Origin of the sequence: Acidiphilium sp., assembly GCF_049977125.1 — a bacterium.
Lineage (GTDB): Bacteria > Pseudomonadota > Alphaproteobacteria > Acetobacterales > Acetobacteraceae > Acidiphilium.
In genome coordinates, this window is the sequence record NZ_JBMFGY010000026.1 from 1 (window position 1) to 15,634 (window position 15,634).

Below are 15,634 nucleotides of genomic sequence, written 5' to 3' on the forward strand. Positions count from 1 at the left end.
CTTTGACGCAAAAAAAAACGGGTTGGGAATCCGACAGGCTGCTAGAGCGTTATGCGATTAAGTTCCCACTGGCGTGTCAACCTAATCGCATTTCGCTCTAAGCGTGAATCATGGTTCCGATGCCGCCTTCGGTAAATAACTCCAGCAGACATGCGTGATGCACCCGGCCATCGAGAATCGTGGCGCCTTTGACGCCGTGACGTACGGCATCGATGCATGTTTCCACTTTGGGAATCATGCCACCCGAGATCGTGCCCTTGGCGCGCAGCGAGTCAATCTGCGGAATGCTGAGGTCTGGCATCAAGGTTCCGTTATGGTCGAGCACACCTGGCACATCGGTCAGCATCAGAAGCCGATCCGCACCCAAGGCACCAGCGATGGCACCGGCCACCGTATCGGCGTTGATATTGTAGGTTGCCCCGTCGGCGCCGGCGCCGACCGGCGCGATGACAGGGATCAGTCCGGCGCCGGTCAGTGCGTGGATGACACGGACATCGACATGTTCGGGTTCACCGACGAAGCCGAGGTCGAGCGCCTGTTCGATCGCGCCGTCCGGATCACGGCCAGCACGGGTCAGTTTGCGGGCGCGAATCAATCCGCCATCCTTGCCGCAGATGCCAACCGCGAGCGCACCGGCGCGGTTGATCAGCCCGGCGACCATTTTATTCACGGTGCCGGCAAGAACCATCTCGACCACCTCGACCATCGCAGCGTCGGTCACGCGCAATCCATCGACAAAGGTGGATTGGATTTTCAGGCGCGACAGCATGGCGTTGATCTGCGGACCGCCGCCATGGACCACGACGGGATTGATGCCGACCTGCTTGAGCAGCGCGATGTCGCGGCCGAACTCATCGGCCAACGCTTCTTCGCCCATGGCGTGGCCGCCATATTTCACGACGATGGTGGCCCCGGCATAACGGCGCAGATAGGGCAGCGCGAGCGCGACGATTCGGGCTTGCTCGGCGGCATCGGCATGGCGGTCGAGGCGGGTCATCGGCGCGAAATCCCTGTGGTTCGGGGCCGTCTATGGTGATGCGGCGGTATGGTCAAGCCAGCAGGGCGGCGATCGAGGCCCGAAGTTCCGCGATGCCGAGACCGGTTTCGCTCGATGTCGTGATAACGTCATTGAGTGCGGCCGGGTGTTGACGAGCGATCGCCATAATTGACTCGTGCTTGCGGGCCAAGACGTCGGGTTTCATTTTATCGGCCTTGGTCAGCACGATCTGAAACGCTACCGCGGCTTTATCGAGAATACCCATGATGGTGTGATCGGCTGGTTTGTCTTCGATGCGCGCGTCCATCAGCAGCAGAACCCGGCGCAGGTTGGGGCGGCCCCGCAGATAGCGGAACATCAGACCCTGCCAGTCACGTTTCACTGCCTTTGGCGCTTCAGCATAGCCGTAACCGGGCATATCGACGATCGAAATCAGGCCATCGCCGACCTGGAAAAAATTGAGTTGCCGGGTGCGGCCGGGGGCCTGGGCGACGCGGGCAAGTGCCACGTGACCGGTGATTGCGTTGATCAGTGTGGATTTGCCGACATTGGAACGTCCGGCAAGGGCGACCTCGATGCCGCGGGCCTCGAGCAGGCCCTCGACCGTTTGGGCGGCGTGGACGAATTGGGTTGTCTGCGCGAATAACAGCCGACCCGCCTCAAGGGCCGCCGCTTCGCGCAGATCTGGATCGGGTGGCATTGTTTCAGGCATGGCGCGGGTTCAGACTTTCGCATCGATCGGGCGGCGCGGCTGCTGGCTCACGCCGCGCATGATGAACCATTGTTGCAAAATGGTCAGCGAGTTATTGACGCAATAATATAACACCAAACCGGCGGCGAAGCGACCGAGCATGAAGGTGAATATGACCGGCATGAACATCATCATTTTCGCCTGGGTCGGGTCGGGCGGCGGCGGGTTGAGTTTCTGTTGGCCCCACATCGTCAAACCCATGATAATGGGCAGCACGCCGAGATGCAGAAACGGCGAGAGCGTGCTCGGGTGGATCGGGATCAGGCCGAACAGGTTGAAAATATTGGTCGGGTCTTCGGCGGCGAGGTTGTGAATCCACAGAATAAACGGGGCATGGCGCATTCCGATCGAGATGAAAATCACCTTGTAGAGCGAAAAGAAAATCGGAATTTGCGGCAACATCGGCAGGCAGCCGGCGGCGGGGTTGACCCCTTCGGCCTTGTAGAGCGCCATGATCTCCTTTTGTTGCTGGACCGTGTCGTCCTTCAGACGCTCACGGATCGCCGCCACCTTGGGGGCGACGGCGCGCATCCGCCCCATCGAGCGGTAAGATGTGCGCACGAGCGGAAACAAAACGAGTTTCAGCACCACCGTGAAGACGATGATCGCGACTCCCATGTTGCCGAACACCGCGGCGAGATAATCGAGTGCGATGAAAATCGGCTTCGTCAGGAAGAAGAACCAGCCGAAATCGATCGCGCGTTCGAATACCGGTATATGATATTTCGTTTCATAGCGGTTCAGAATACTGAGTACTTTGGCCCCCGCGAACACGTGCAGCGTGGTCTCGGCGGTGGCACCGGGAGCGGCATCGATCGGCCTGGCCGTCATATAATCGACCTGCCAAGCGCCCTGTTTCGGGTCGTTGGCACGCGCCAGATAGCGGTAGGCGCCGGTCATTTCGGTGCCTTGGCTCGGGATCAGCGCGGTGAGCCAGTATTTGCCTGTGATACCGGCCCAGCCGCCAATGTCGGTTTCCTGAAATGCCGTGCCTGGCGCTTGCCCAACCTGCGGGTGCTTCGCGCCAGATTTCACGCCATCGTAGTCCATTTCATGCAGCGTCCCTTTGAACGCGCCGATGGGCCCTTTATGGAGGGTGAACGACCCTTCGACCGCGGGAAGATAATCGCGCCGAATGCGCGACCAGGGAAAGACCGAAATCGGCGCCGTGCCGGCATTTACGACACGTTGCTGCACCGTGAGCATATACTCGTTATCCACCGCGAGCAGCAGTTCATAAGTCACGCCCGCGGCATTGTTCCACGACAGCGTCACCGGATGATTGGGCGACAGCACGCCACCCGAACTTTTCCACAAGGTCTGCGGCCCGGGAACCGCGAGGGTCGAACCCGGAGCCGCGTCCCATCCGAATTGAACGTAGTATGATTTTTTCCCCGTTGGGCGAGAGAGTAGCTGCACCAGAGGTGACGATTTCGAGACCGATTCATGATAATGCGTGAGCACGAGATCATCGAGCCGGGCACCGAGCAGGCTCATCGAGCCTCTGATCGCCGGCGCATCTATTTTTAGACGAGGGGCAACCGTCGCTACCGCGGTGGCTTCGCCGGGAGCGCCCGGGGTGGCGTTTGATGGGGCGGCGTTTGACGGGGTGGCGTTTGACGGGGCGGTGCGTGATGCCCCCGTCGGGGTGTTCATTGTCGCGGCGTGGTGAGGCACCAGCGGCTTGACCGGTGGTTTGGGAAGGAAATAGCCGCCCACGACCTGGAACAACACCAGAATCGCAAGTGAGATCGAAATTGCATACAGGAGCCGGCGATTATCCATGGATTGTCATTTCGTCTCGGGTCGGAGGGAGGTGGGCGAGCGTGCGGTTGGTGGAGAAGCCTGGTCGGCGACCGGCGGGACCGGGTCAATCCCGCCCGGATGCCACGGATGGCACCTAAAAATGCGCTTTGCCGCGAGCAGACTGCCCCTGGCGGCACCGTGCATGGCCAGCGCCTCCATCGCATAGGCGCTGCATGAGGGATAGAACCGACACTGGCCGCCGAGCAGCGGCGAGGCGAGCAACTGATAGGCGCGAACCGCACCGCGGAGGGCACGGGTTTGTGGGTTCATGCCGAACCATCCGCAACCACGTCACTGCCGAGCGTCCGAGGTACCAGGGTGGCATTGAAAATGGTTTTCAGGGTCGCGCGCAACTCCGCGAAATCGACGGTGCCGCTATCCTTGCGGGCGATCAGCACGATATCGGCGCCGCGCAATGGCGAGCCTGCCCCGGCGCGGTCCGCGAGCTCGAGCCGGAACGCTTCGCGCAGCCGGCGTCGCGCGCGATTGCGACGCACCGCATCGCCGATTTTCCGGCTTGCCGTCAGCCCCATTCGGACCGCTGCCTCCGGCGAGGTGGCGTGGATCTGAACAACGACCCCGGGTCGCGCGACTTTGAGGCCTCGCGCGGCAGCGCGAAGGAAATCGGCCCGTTTCGGCAAAGACTCAAACTTAGCGCGCGGCATCGTCCTCTCCACAACCGGGACGTCGGCACCGGCGATCTGCACCAGGAATTAGGCCGACAAGCGCTTGCGGCCTTTGGCACGACGATTGGCCAGAACCTTGCGGCCGCCGACAGTTTCCATCCGCGAGCGGAAACCATGACGGCGCTTGCGAACGAGTTTGGATGGCTGATAAGTGCGCTTCACGATCTCTACTCCAACAAATCCCGATTGACGGGCCGGTCATAAACATATCACAAACAGGCGCAAGGCCGCCTTCCAGGGTGAGTGGCGACCGTCCCTCGACTGTCTTAAGCATTACGGGTCGCTCGCGTCAATAAACCGGACAGGCCCGAGGGCAGACTTGCCGAAACGTGATGCGGCTCGCACATTAGCGTCATGACATCACCCACGGCCCCATCGACGCGCACAGCCCTGGCCCTGCAGGGGGGCGGCTCCCACGGCGCCTATGCCTGGGGCGTGCTCGATGCGCTGCTTGAGGACGGATTCGAGTTCGATGCTGTTTGCGGCGTCTCCTCGGGCGCGATATTGGCGACCATGGCGGTGCAGGGGTTGGTGCGCGGCGGTTCGGCCGGCGGGCGGGCGGCCATGGCATTGTTCTGGGATCGGGTGGTCGCCACCAACATGTTCGCGCCGATCACCGGTCATCTTGACCGTTGGATGCCGGGTTTTGAAATCGGTCGCGAATTCGGCAACACCATCGCCATGCAAGGGATGTCGGCGCTGATGAATATGTTCGGCGCCGCCTCGATCAATCCGCTCGGCCATAATCCCCTTCGGCCAATCCTCGATGATCTGCTGGATGAAGACGCGCTCACCGACCCGCGGGCGAAGCGTCTGTTCATCGCGGCAACGGCGGTGGAGTCAGGTCGGCCACGAATTTTCAGCAATCACGAGATCACGGCCGAAGCTCTTTTGGCCTCATCATGTCTTCCCATGCTGTTTCCGCCGGTCACGATCGATGGAATCGACTATTGGGATGGCGCCTATTCCGGTAACCCGCCGCTGGCACCGCTGCTGGCGCTGAGCCCGGCACGACTGGTGCTGATCCGCGCGCAAAGCCGGTTGCGCGCCGGCGTGCCGAGCCAGACCGGCGATATTCTGAACCGTGTTCAGGAAATCGCCTTTCAGACCGCGATCGATGCCGAATGCGCGATGCTGCCGGCCGGGCTCGATTTTATCGAATACGCGGCCGATCAAGCGCTTGCCGGATTGACCCCGGAGTCGCGTGCCAATGCCGACCGCTCGTTCCTTGATCGATTGTTCGCGGCCGGCCGCAAGGCGGCCCGGTGACCGGCAGGCTTGAGATGAGACAATGAACACCAGGCTCGGCGTGCCCCAATGATCGCCGTGCGGCCATGCTGAACCCTGCGGCAACAAGGCCACGGCGGGCGCGCCACAGCCTGTCCGCCCGACTGCTGTGGTTGACCGTCGCGGTGACCCTGATCGTCGAAGTCATGATCCTGCTGCCCAGCCTGGGCCGTGAACGCATCGCCTGGCTGACGAACCGGGTGACCGAGGCGCATCTTGCCGCCCTCACGGTGTCGACCGCGCCGCACGGCGTGGTGGATCTGTCCACCCGCAACGAATTGCTGCGGCTTTCCGGTACCGAAGCGATCCGGTTGGTCGAAGGCGGGCGGAGCATCCTGGTGTTGCCGCCGCGCGGCACGGTGCACGCCGAAGGACAGATCAACATCGCCCACGAAACCCTGATCGGCTCGATGTTTCGCGCCGTCGCGGTGCTGATGAACCTCGAACCGACCGATATCCTCGTGACCTCGCCGAGTCCGCTGCAAAAAGGCGTCATCGTGCAAATCGTGGTGCACAATCCGATCCTGGCCGATCATCTGCGTCGCTACGTCGAACATATCGCCGCCCTCTCGGTCGCCATCGCGTTGCTCACCGGGTTAATGGTATTTCTCGCGCTCGACCGGTTGCTCGTGCTGCCGATGCGGCGGCTGACCGAAAGCATCGCCACCTTTCGGGCCGACCCCGAACATGCCGCCCCGCTGGCGATGCCGCCGCGCAAACGCTTCCGCGACGATGAAATCGCCCTCGCGGCCAGTGAGCTCGCATCGATGCAAACCGAACTGCGTGCCGCCCTCTGGCGTAACGCGAGGCTGGCGGCACTCGGCACAGCGGTGGCCAAGATCAGCCACGATCTGCGCAATATCCTGGCCTCTGCGCTGCTCGTCGCCGACCGTCTGTCCGGCAGTACCGACCCTGGCACACGGCGCGCGGCGACCACCCTCGTCACCGCCGTCGAACGGGCAACCGAACTGGTGACCAAAACCCTCACGTTCGCGCGAGAGGGCCCGCCAGCCTTGCTTCGGGCGGCTTTCCCACTGGCCGATCTGGTCGGCGAAGTCGCCGAACAAGTGACGGCTCAGGCCGAAACCGTTACCATCAAAGCCGATATTCCGGCCGGTCTGGCCCCCCCGCTCGACCGCAGCCAAATGTTCCGCGCCCTGTTCAACCTGACGCGCAACGCCGCCGAAGCCGGCGCCTCGCACATTACCGTGCGGGCGCGCTGCGATGGCGCAATGGTGACAATCGACATCGAGGACGATGGACCCGGCCTACCTGAACAAGCACGCGCCAACCTGTTTCGCCCCTTCACCGGATCGGCCCGGCGCGGCGGCACCGGCCTCGGTCTCGCCATCGCTCGCGACCTCGTGCGCGCCCACGGTGGCGACCTCGACCTCGTCGCCACCAGCGCTCATGGCACCTTGTTCCGCATCACGCTTCCGACCGAGATGGTGTGACCGGTATTACGCTCGTCTCCAGACCGGCTCCTTCATTGCGGCCACGAAGGCGGCGTGGACCGCCTGTTCGTCGTCACTGACGGTCATGCGCCGCGGGGTTCGTTCACCGCTTTGCTGATATTCCACCAAGGTCAAACCCTCGTCGGCAACCAGGTCGAAACCGCGTTGCCGCCCACCGGTGAGTTCGACATAGACCGCCGCGAGCAATTTGCAGTCGAGCAAGGCATTATGGGTGGTTCGCGCCGAGATATCGATTTCAAAGCGGCGGCACAGGGCATCGAGGCTGTTGGGCATGCCGGGAAAGCGCAGTTTGGCGAGAGCCAATGTATCGATCATCCGTGACCGGCCGAGGGGTTTCCGTCCGATCCGGCCGAGTTCAGCATCGAGAAACCCGAAATCGAAAGCGGCGTTATGCGCGATCAGCGGCGCGTCGCCGAAGAACGCCAGCAGGTCATCGGCGATATCGGCAAATTTCGGCTTGCCGGCAATATCGATGCTGGTGATGCCGTGGATTCGACTGGCTTCGGCGGGAATGTCGCGTTGCGGGTCGATCAGCCGGTGAAACACCCGATCGGTCGGGAGGTCGTTATGCAATTCGATCGCCGCAATCTCGACGATCCGGTCGCCATGCAGTGGATCGAGGCCAGTGGTTTCAGTGTCAAATAATACCGCACGGGTCATGGCACCGGCATGCACCCTGCGCCGCGTCAAGGCAACACGAAAAACAGCGGCCAACCGGCCCGTCTCAGTGGTTCAATAACACAGTCGGCTTTAGAGCGTTATGCTTTCAGCCTAACGCTCTAGCTCTATGTTTTTTCGAGCGATTTCATGCGATTATGTTGCCGCTGCCGCGTCAACTTAATCGCATATCGCTCTAGATTGGGGCGGCAAAGCGTCCGGATGTGATCGGGTCAAACGTAACGTTTGATCAGCCGCTCAACCACACGAACCATTTGACCGCGTGAGAGGCCCGTCAAAACCACCACGTCCGACCGCCGCCGTTTTTCGGCGTCCGGCATTTGCTGCGCGATGATCCGGTTGATCTCGGCAGGGGTCAATCCACGCCGGCGCACCCGCGTGATCTGCACCGATTTCGGTGCGGAGACCGTCACCGTCAGATCGACCCGTGCATCCCCGCCGGTTTCGAACAGGAGGGGAATATCGAGGACCACCACCTTAACCCGCCGCCGCCGCGCTGCCGCCAGAAACCGTCCCTCGGCGCGCCGCACCAGCCGGTGCATGATCGCCTCCAACCGCCGCTTCGCGTCCGGATCAGTCAGGATAATGCCCCGCAACGCCGCCCGGTCGAGTACCCCGGCGGTGACGACACCCGGAAATGCGGCGGCGATCGAGGCAATGGCCGGTCCCGCAGGCGCCTGCAGCGCCCGCACCGTTGCATCGGCGTCGAACACCGGGATTCTATGCCTTCGAAATACCCCGGCGACGGTCGTTTTCCCCATGCCGATGCCGCCGGTCAGGCCGATAATTTTCATGCCATCAGATCGGCCGCAACGATCCGGTACAAATCGTCGTCAACGGTTGGCGTTACCCCGAACCAGGCCGAGAACCCCGGTACCGCCTGATGGAGCAGCATGCCCAAGCCTTCGACCGTCCGCAGCCCGCGCACCTGCGCCGCGGCCAGAAGCGCGGTCTGCAACGGCACGTACACGATGTCCGCCACCACAAGGCCAGCCGATGCCTGACGTAACGACAGATCAAGCGGCGGCTGCCCCTTCATGCCGAGCGACGTGGTGTTTACCACCAGGGCATGATCTGCGAGTGCCGTGTCTCGTGCAACCCAATCGAGCCAACGGCACCCAATAACCTCTGCGAGCGCCATCGCCCGCTCGGCGGATCGGTTGCACACCGTCACCGTCGCACCCGCCTCGCTCAACGCGACCCCGATCGCCCGCGCAGCGCCACCCGCGCCCAGCAGGAGCGCAGGTCCCGCTGCCGGATCGACTCCATGCGCCCGCAAATTGGCGATGAAGCCGGTTCCATCGGTATTGTCCCCGACGATGACCCCATCACGAAACATCAGCGTATTCACAGCGCCGGCCCGCTGCGCGCCATCCGTGATCCGATCACACACCGCGAACGCCGCTTCCTTGTGCGGAATCGTGACATTGGCGCCCGCGAATCCCATCCGCACGAGCGCCCGCGCGCAGGCGGCAAAATCGGCCGGGCGAACCGCCAGCGGCAGATAGGCGCCATCGATGCCATATCGCTCCAGCCATGCGCCATGAAGCCGCGGCGAACGGGAATGGGCGACCGGCCATCCGATCACCCCGGCAAGTCGTGCATGGCCGGTCAGATACATGCCCCGATCCGACCACGAAGCGCGTGGCGGGGCAAGCCTTCCCGATCGGCTGACCGGCATTGACAGATGATGTGCCGGTGCGAAGAGATCGGTTCTCATTTCCGGGAGTCGATCGCGACGATGTATCCTGCCATCCTGACCCTATCCTGCCACAATCGCCCCGGCATCGTCGGCGCTGTCGGTAATTTTCTGTTCGATCACGGGCTCGACATCCGTGAGGCCCAGCAGTTCGACGATCGTGCCAGCGGACAGTTCTTCATGCGCGTCGTGTTCGCGCCGCTCGATGCCAACCAACCCGCGGCACCCGTCGATTTCACGCCGGTCGCCGATACGTTCGGCATGGCGTGGTCGATCACCCCGCTGTCGCACCGGCCGCGCACCATCATTCTGGTCTCCCGCTTCGACCATTGCCTCGTCGATCTGCTCTACCGCCAACGCACCGGCGAACTGCCGATGACCATCGCCGGTATCATCGCCAACCATAAGCGCGAGACCTATGAGCACCTCGATCTCGACGGTATCCCGTTTCATTTCATGCCGATCACGGCGGATACGAAAATGGAACAGGAAGGTGAGATCTGGCGCCTGGTCCGCGAATCAGGTGCGGAGCTCGTTATCCTCGCTCGCTACATGCAGGTTCTGTCCGACGCGCTGGTCGCCAAACTCGCCGGCCGCTGCATCAATATCCACCACTCGTTCCTGCCCGGCTTCAAAGGCGCGAAACCCTATCATCAGGCTTACGCGCGCGGCGTCAAACTGATCGGCGCGACGGCCCATTACGTTACGACCGCGCTCGATGAGGGGCCGATCATCGAACAGGACGTCGAACGGATCTCTCACGGGGACACGCCAGAAGCGCTGGTTCGCAAGGGGCGTGACATCGAACGACGCGTCCTCGCGCGCGCCGTGCTGCACCATCTTGAGCGACGTGTCTTCGTTAGTGGCAGCAAGACCGTCGTGTTTAGTGGCTGAAGTGGCTGAATTCGATTACGTCGCGGATTGAGCGTTCTTTTGGCATCACGCCACGACAGACCAGTTTACACCGAGGATCACCGAACCAGCTTATGACAACGCCGTTACGCTTCGCCTCTGGTAGTCTCGTGGTCGGCATCGTGGTGGTCGGGGTCAAGGCCGCGGCGTGGCAGGTCAGCGGCTCGGCGGCGCTCTATTCCGATGCGTTGGAATCGCTGGTCAACGTGTTCGCCGCACTGATGGTGATTTTCGCGCTGCGCACCGCGGCAAAGCCGGCCGATATCGAACATCCCTATGGCCACGCCAAGGCCGAGTTGCTCAGTGCGGTCGCCGAGGGTGGTTTGATCGTCTTTGCGGCCGTCCTGATTCTCGAACGTGCCGGCGAAACAATCCTCGCCCCCCATCTGCCGCATCATCCCTGGCTCGGTCTTGCGCTCAATGCCAGCGGTGGTGTCATCAATGCCGTCTGGGCAGGGGTTCTCGGCCGCTCCGGTGCCGCCCGGCGCTACCCGGCCATCGCGGCCGATCAGGCGCATCTGATCGCCGATGTCATCACCACCATCGGCATCGTTGCCGGCCTGTCACTTGCCGTTCTGGCCAATATCCCGGTTCTCGATCCGCTGATCGCGATCGGCATTGCCATCCAGATCGCCGTGATCGGCGGTCGTACCATTCTGAATTCACTCAGCCTTCTGCTCGACCGTGCCCCCCCGCAAGATATCGTCGCCCGGATCAACAGCCTGGTGAGCACCCATGCCACCGGCGCGATCGAGGCCCACGACATGCGGATGCGCCAGGCCGGCCGCTCCAGTTTTCTCGAGTTTCATCTTGTTGTCCCCGGCACGATGACGGTCGCAGAATCCCACATTATATGCGATCGGATCGAGGCGGCATTGAAACAGGAAATGCCCGGCGTCATCATCACGATCCACGTCGAACCCGATTACAAGGCAAAACACCAGGGCATCCTGGTCGGATGAAGGACAACACCATGCTCAGACTTGATCGCATCGTCACCCGTGGTGGTGACAACGGCGAAACCTCACTGGCCGACGGTTCGCGCCTACCCAAGCACCACCCCCGCATCGCCGCCCTCGGCGCGCTGGACGAGACCAATACGGCCATCGGATCACTTCGCGTCGTTTGCAAGGATCGCCCGGAGGTCGATGATCTCCTCGCGCGTATCCAGAACGATCTGTTCGACCTCGGCGCCGCCCTCGCCATCCAAGGCGCCATCGGTCGAGGGCCCGCTCTCACCGAGGACTACCTGGTGAAGCTGGAAGATGCCGCCAAAACCCTCAACGACTCCATCGAACCGCTGCGCAGCTTCGTCTTGCCGGGCGGCACCGAGGCGGCCGCCCGCGCCCATCTTGCCCGCACCGTTGCGCGTCGCGCCGAGCGCGATCTCGCCACCCTCGCCGCCGCGGAGCCGATCGCGCCGATCCTGATCCCGTATATCAACCGCCTGTCGGACGTCATGTTCATCCTCGCCCGCCGGCTCAACGATAACGGCAAGGCAGATATACTTTGGGTGCCAGGAGGCCGATAAATCCGACCCTATCCGATGATCCGCAGCGAAGAAGCCGGTTGGCGCGGCGCACAATCGTGCTTTGCCGCCGGATCATCCCCGGAACGCGGGATACCAGGGAGCGCGATATGAGTAGTTTGCAGGATTATCCGATCGCCGTGGTTGATGATGATTATGCGACCGAGTCGGCGGCGGGGCGGGTGGTCCGGGCGTTGGTGGCCGCGTTTGAAGCGCGTGGTCATGCAGTCATGGCTGGGCTCACGGTCGATGACGCGCGAGCGGGGCGGGTGCTCTACACCGGCTTGTCGGCGGTGCTGGTCTCGATCGACGGGTTCGCCGATCGCGATGCGCTGATCGAGGCGCTGGACCGGATCGTGACGCTGGCCTTGGCGCGGGCGCCGGATCTGCCGGTGTTCCTGTATGGCGAGCGGCGGATGCCCGATGATCCGCCGGTGGCGCTGATGGAGCGGATCGACGGCTATCTCTATCTGCACGAGGACAGTCCGGCGTTCATGGCGGGCTATGTGTCGAGCGCCATTCACCGGTATCTCGATGCGATGCTGCCGCCGTTTTTCAAGGCATTGGTGCGCTATACGGATGCGGCGAAATACTCCTGGCATACGCCTGGCCATGGCGGCGGGGTCGCGTTCATGCGATCGCCGGTGGGGCAGGCGTTTCATCGGTTTTTCGGTGAAACCACGCTGCGGGCGGATTTGTCGGTTTCGGTGCCTGAACTGGGTTCACTGCTCGATCACATCGGGCCGGTCCGCGAAGCTGAACGTGAAGCGGCGCAGAGTTTCGGTGCGGATTCGACGTTTTTCGTCACCAACGGAACCTCGAGCGCCAACAAGATCGTCTGGAGCGGGTTGGTCGGGCCGGGTGATACCGTTCTGGTCGATCGGAACTGCCACAAATCGATCGTGCATGCGCTGATCATGACCGGGGCGCGGCCGATCTATCTGCGGCCCAGCCGCAATGCGTATGGTATCATCGGCCCAATCCCGCGCGAACAGTTCGAGGCGCAGGCCCTCTCCGCGCAAGCGGGCGGGCGGCTTCGAATGGCGAGCGTGACCAACTCGACCTATGACGGGCTATGCATCAATGCCGACGCGGTGAAGCTGGCGCTGGCACCGGTGGCCGATGCCGTGCATTTCGACGAGGCGTGGCTGGCACAGGCGCATTTTCACGAGTTCTACCGCGGCTTCTACGCGATGAGCGATGGGGCGGGACCCGTGGCGCCGCTGGTGTTTTCCACCCAGTCGACCCACAAGGTGCTCGCCGCGTTTTCCCAATCCTCGATGGTGCATCTGAAGGAGGGACTGGTCCAGAAACTCGATCCCGACCGGTTCAACGAGGCCTTCATGATGCATTCCTCGACATCCCCCTGGTATGGCATCATCGCCTCCTGTGACGTCGCGGCTCGGATGATGCGCGGTGCGGCCGGTCGCACCCTGGTCGATGAAACCCTCCGCGAAGCCGCGGCATTTCGCCGCAGCGTCGCACAACTCGGCGACACTTTTGCCGGACGTGGCAACTGGTGGTTCAAGCTCTGGGAACCGGCCGGTGCCGGTTTGGATCAGAGTGACTGGGTTCTGAAACCGGGCGATCCGTGGCACGGCTTTGCCGACATCACCGACGATTTCTCGCTGCTCGACCCGATGAAAGTAACGATACTCTGCCCCGGTCTGGGCGATGAGGCGGGGATTCCGGCGCCGATCGTCGCAAAATTCCTGTGGTCACGCGGCATTGTCGTCGAGAAGATCGGCACGTATCATTTTCTGATCCTGTTCACCCTCGGTGTCTCGCGCGGCAAATGGAGCAATCTCGTGACCGAGCTGCTGGCCTTCCGCGCTCATTACGAGGCCAACACGCCGCTCGCCGATGTCATGCCTGACCTATCGCGGGTGTCGCGCGGCTACGAGCACATGGGCCTGCGCGATCTCTGCGCCGCACAGCATCGCGTCTATCAAGCCGGCCACGTGCTCGCGATCCAGAACGCCATGTTCGAGACCTTGCCTGAACAGGTGCTCACCCCCCAGCAAGCCCACGCCGAACTGGCCGGCGGACGGATCGAACAAGTACCGCTCGATGCGCTGCAAGGCCGGGTGCTCGCGCGGATGGTGGTGCCTTATCCGCCGGGCATCGCCCTCATCGTGCCCGGTGAGCGTGTCTCCTCGCCACTGATCGTCGAATACCTCGCCTTCGCCGCCGCATGGGACCGGCAGTTTCCGGGTTTCGAGACCGACATCCACGGGGTTCGCAAAGACGCGTCAGGCAATTACCTGCTCGATTGCACCTGTCGCTGACCCGCGGCCAGATTGTTCAGAATCGGGCACTCTGGCCGCGCATCGCCGGGACAGTGCGCGGCCAGCTGCCGCAGCTGCGCCGCCATCGCCTGCAATCCGGCCACTTTCGCGTCCAACGCGGCCAGATGCGCCAGCGCGATCGCCTTCACCTCCGCCGAGGGGCGATTCCGGTCGCGCCATAACGACAGCAACACCCGGATATCCGCGATCGAAAACCCCAGATCCCGTGCCCGATGAATAAATCCAAGTTCATGAACCTGCCGCGCATCGTAGAAGCGGTAGTTGTTGTCACCCCGTATCGGCGGCGCGATCAGCCCGACCGATTCGTAATGCCTGATCATCTTGGCCGAAACGCCACTTTCCGCCGCCGCCTCGCCAATCGTCAAACGCTCGCCCATGATTGATGTCCCCCGATGGTGGGTATGTAACGCAGTCAGCAAGGCCAAGGGGCAGAAACCCGTTGTTAGAGCGATAGGCGATTAAGTTGACGCGGCAGCGGCAACATCATCGCATGACATCGCTCGAAAAAACATAGAGCTAGAGCGTTAAGCTGAAAGCATAACGCTCTAGCTACGGGCAATGATCAGGTAGAGCGAAGCCGCGCTGTAGGCGAGGCCGAAGCCGGCACCGGGGCCGATGATCCAACCACGCATGATGCCGGTCATCACGCCGGTATCGATCGTCTGCCGGCCGCGCGCGAGGCCGGCGCCGGCCATCGCGCCGATCAGGGATTGATTCATCGAGGTGAAATCGCCCAACCCGACCGCACCGAGCACCACCAGCGCCTGCACCATCTGTGCCGCGGTGGCCATTTTCAGATCCATCCGCACCACGTCGAACGCAACGCGTTCAAGCAGCGGTCGCCCCCAGGTCAGCACGCCGGCCGCAAGACCCACCCCCCCGATCGCTCCGGCGACCAGCGGCCCCGACAGATGCACCGTCAGAAAAACCGCCGTCGCATTCGAAACGTCATTCGCCCCCATGGTCAGCGACGCGACGGCCCCGACCGACACCAGCGCGGTGCCGATCAACCCGGTCGCACCACCCCGGTTGAACGCCGGCACGCGGTCGAACAGGCGGGTGAACATAAATCCCAGGCCGCACGCCACAACCGGTGCCAGCACCCACAGCGCCGCCAGATGCTCAATCGCCCGCCAGTCGATCCCCAGGCCGAGCGGCAAGGCGGTGCCGATCAGCGCGAACACCATGATCTGGATCGTCGAGGTCGGGATCCGCGCGCGCGTGAATAGCGTGGTGAGACCGAACGCCACGCCAAGCACGATGATCGCGCCCGCCGCACTCAACGGGCCCTTAACGATGCCATGGCCGACATGGTCGAGCACCTGATGACTGAGCATCACGGCTCCGACCAGCGTCATTCCCGCCATCAGGCCAAGTGCCGGGCGAAGCGCAATACTGCCGCTCGCATAGGGCATCCCCATGCAGGCGCCGGTGTAGTGGGCGCCCATGCTCCAGGCGAACCCGAGCGCGAGGGCCACCAATACCAGGGTTGCCAGCATCAGTGTG

At 62.8% G+C, this 15,634-nt stretch carries 17 protein-coding genes; 6 read left to right on the forward strand and 11 right to left on the reverse strand.

The genetic code is table 11. The features are described from left to right. Positions 1 to 97 precede the first annotated feature (97 nt). From argB to rpmH, 6 genes are read right to left on the reverse strand one after another with little or no spacing between them, the layout of a single operon-like run. Positions 98 to 997: an acetylglutamate kinase gene (argB, locus tag ACP5E6_RS06385; RefSeq protein WP_427952969.1), complete on the reverse strand. Its 900-nt coding sequence runs from the start codon at positions 995 to 997 to the stop codon at positions 98 to 100. Between the two features lie 52 nt (positions 998 to 1,049). Further along, a complete protein-coding gene (gene yihA / locus ACP5E6_RS06390; RefSeq protein ID WP_427952971.1) occupies positions 1,050 to 1,709 on the reverse strand; it encodes a ribosome biogenesis GTP-binding protein YihA/YsxC in 660 nt (219 codons plus the stop codon). Between the two features lie 9 nt (positions 1,710 to 1,718). Beyond that, positions 1,719 to 3,533 carry a membrane protein insertase YidC gene (gene yidC / locus ACP5E6_RS06395; RefSeq protein ID WP_427952973.1) on the reverse strand — a complete coding sequence of 605 codons (1,815 nt, stop codon included), beginning with the start codon at positions 3,531 to 3,533 and terminating at the stop codon, positions 1,719 to 1,721. A 6-nt stretch (positions 3,534 to 3,539) separates the two neighbouring features. After that, positions 3,540 to 3,824 carry a membrane protein insertion efficiency factor YidD gene (gene yidD / locus ACP5E6_RS06400; protein ID WP_427952975.1) on the reverse strand — a complete coding sequence of 95 codons (285 nt, stop codon included), beginning with the start codon at positions 3,822 to 3,824 and terminating at the stop codon, positions 3,540 to 3,542. After that, positions 3,821 to 4,219, reverse strand: coding sequence for a ribonuclease P protein component (gene rnpA / locus ACP5E6_RS06405; protein ID WP_427952977.1), 399 nt, complete (start codon positions 4,217 to 4,219; stop codon positions 3,821 to 3,823). Before rnpA ends, yidD begins: the two co-directional genes overlap by 4 nt. Before the next feature lie 48 nt (positions 4,220 to 4,267). Continuing rightward, positions 4,268 to 4,402 carry a 50S ribosomal protein L34 gene (rpmH, locus tag ACP5E6_RS06410; protein ID WP_076454639.1) on the reverse strand — a complete coding sequence of 45 codons (135 nt, stop codon included), beginning with the start codon at positions 4,400 to 4,402 and terminating at the stop codon, positions 4,268 to 4,270. Positions 4,403 to 4,594: 192 nt separating this feature from the next. Here rpmH and ACP5E6_RS06415 point away from each other — a divergent pair, with 192 nt between their 5' ends. Together ACP5E6_RS06415 and ACP5E6_RS06420 are read left to right on the forward strand one after the other, a co-directional pair. Beyond that, positions 4,595 to 5,509 carry a patatin-like phospholipase family protein gene (locus ACP5E6_RS06415; protein WP_427952980.1) on the forward strand — a complete coding sequence of 305 codons (915 nt, stop codon included), beginning with the start codon at positions 4,595 to 4,597 and terminating at the stop codon, positions 5,507 to 5,509. 65 nt (positions 5,510 to 5,574) lie between these two features. After that, positions 5,575 to 6,981, forward strand: coding sequence for a sensor histidine kinase (locus tag ACP5E6_RS06420; protein WP_427952982.1), 1,407 nt, complete (start codon positions 5,575 to 5,577; stop codon positions 6,979 to 6,981). A 6-nt stretch (positions 6,982 to 6,987) separates the two neighbouring features. Here ACP5E6_RS06420 and dnaQ read toward each other — a convergent pair whose 3' ends face one another. The 3 genes from dnaQ to ACP5E6_RS06435 all read right to left on the reverse strand — a co-directional run bounded on the left by dnaQ (position 6,988) and on the right by ACP5E6_RS06435 (position 9,301). After that, complete coding sequence (gene dnaQ / locus ACP5E6_RS06425) at positions 6,988 to 7,662, reverse strand: DNA polymerase III subunit epsilon (RefSeq protein WP_427952984.1); 675 nt, start codon at positions 7,660 to 7,662, stop codon at positions 6,988 to 6,990. A 230-nt stretch (positions 7,663 to 7,892) separates the two neighbouring features. Beyond that, positions 7,893 to 8,474, reverse strand: coding sequence for a dephospho-CoA kinase (gene coaE / locus ACP5E6_RS06430; protein WP_427952986.1), 582 nt, complete (start codon positions 8,472 to 8,474; stop codon positions 7,893 to 7,895). Beyond that, positions 8,471 to 9,301: a shikimate dehydrogenase gene (locus tag ACP5E6_RS06435; protein WP_427953031.1), complete on the reverse strand. Its 831-nt coding sequence runs from the start codon at positions 9,299 to 9,301 to the stop codon at positions 8,471 to 8,473. Before ACP5E6_RS06435 ends, coaE begins: the two co-directional genes overlap by 4 nt. A gap of 120 nt (positions 9,302 to 9,421) precedes the next feature. Between ACP5E6_RS06435 and purU the strand changes: the two genes are divergently transcribed. The 4 genes from purU to ACP5E6_RS06455 all read left to right on the forward strand — a co-directional run bounded on the left by purU (position 9,422) and on the right by ACP5E6_RS06455 (position 14,107). Beyond that, positions 9,422 to 10,273 (forward strand): formyltetrahydrofolate deformylase, encoded by an 852-nt coding sequence (gene purU, locus ACP5E6_RS06440; protein ID WP_427952988.1) that lies wholly within the window; start codon positions 9,422 to 9,424, stop codon positions 10,271 to 10,273. Positions 10,274 to 10,365: 92 nt separating this feature from the next. Next, the gene (locus tag ACP5E6_RS06445; protein ID WP_427952990.1) at positions 10,366 to 11,253 is read left to right on the forward strand and encodes a cation diffusion facilitator family transporter; all 888 of its coding nucleotides are present in this window, start codon (positions 10,366 to 10,368) and stop codon (positions 11,251 to 11,253) included. A gap of 11 nt (positions 11,254 to 11,264) precedes the next feature. Further along, on the forward strand, positions 11,265 to 11,822 hold the full coding sequence (locus tag ACP5E6_RS06450; protein ID WP_427952992.1) for a cob(I)yrinic acid a,c-diamide adenosyltransferase: 558 nt from the start codon (positions 11,265 to 11,267) through the stop codon (positions 11,820 to 11,822). Positions 11,823 to 11,929: 107 nt separating this feature from the next. Continuing rightward, positions 11,930 to 14,107, forward strand: coding sequence for an Orn/Lys/Arg decarboxylase N-terminal domain-containing protein (locus tag ACP5E6_RS06455; RefSeq protein WP_427952994.1), 2,178 nt, complete (start codon positions 11,930 to 11,932; stop codon positions 14,105 to 14,107). Here ACP5E6_RS06455 and cueR read toward each other — a convergent pair. Both cueR and ACP5E6_RS06465 read right to left on the reverse strand, forming a co-directional pair. Next, the gene (cueR, locus tag ACP5E6_RS06460; RefSeq protein ID WP_427952996.1) at positions 14,080 to 14,505 is read right to left on the reverse strand and encodes a Cu(I)-responsive transcriptional regulator; all 426 of its coding nucleotides are present in this window, start codon (positions 14,503 to 14,505) and stop codon (positions 14,080 to 14,082) included. The two genes, ACP5E6_RS06455 and cueR, sit on opposite strands and share 28 nt — an antisense overlap. Positions 14,506 to 14,673: 168 nt before the next feature. Further along, positions 14,674 to 15,627: an anion permease gene (locus tag ACP5E6_RS06465; RefSeq protein ID WP_427952998.1), complete on the reverse strand. Its 954-nt coding sequence runs from the start codon at positions 15,625 to 15,627 to the stop codon at positions 14,674 to 14,676. Between the last annotated feature and the right edge of the window lie 7 nt (positions 15,628 to 15,634).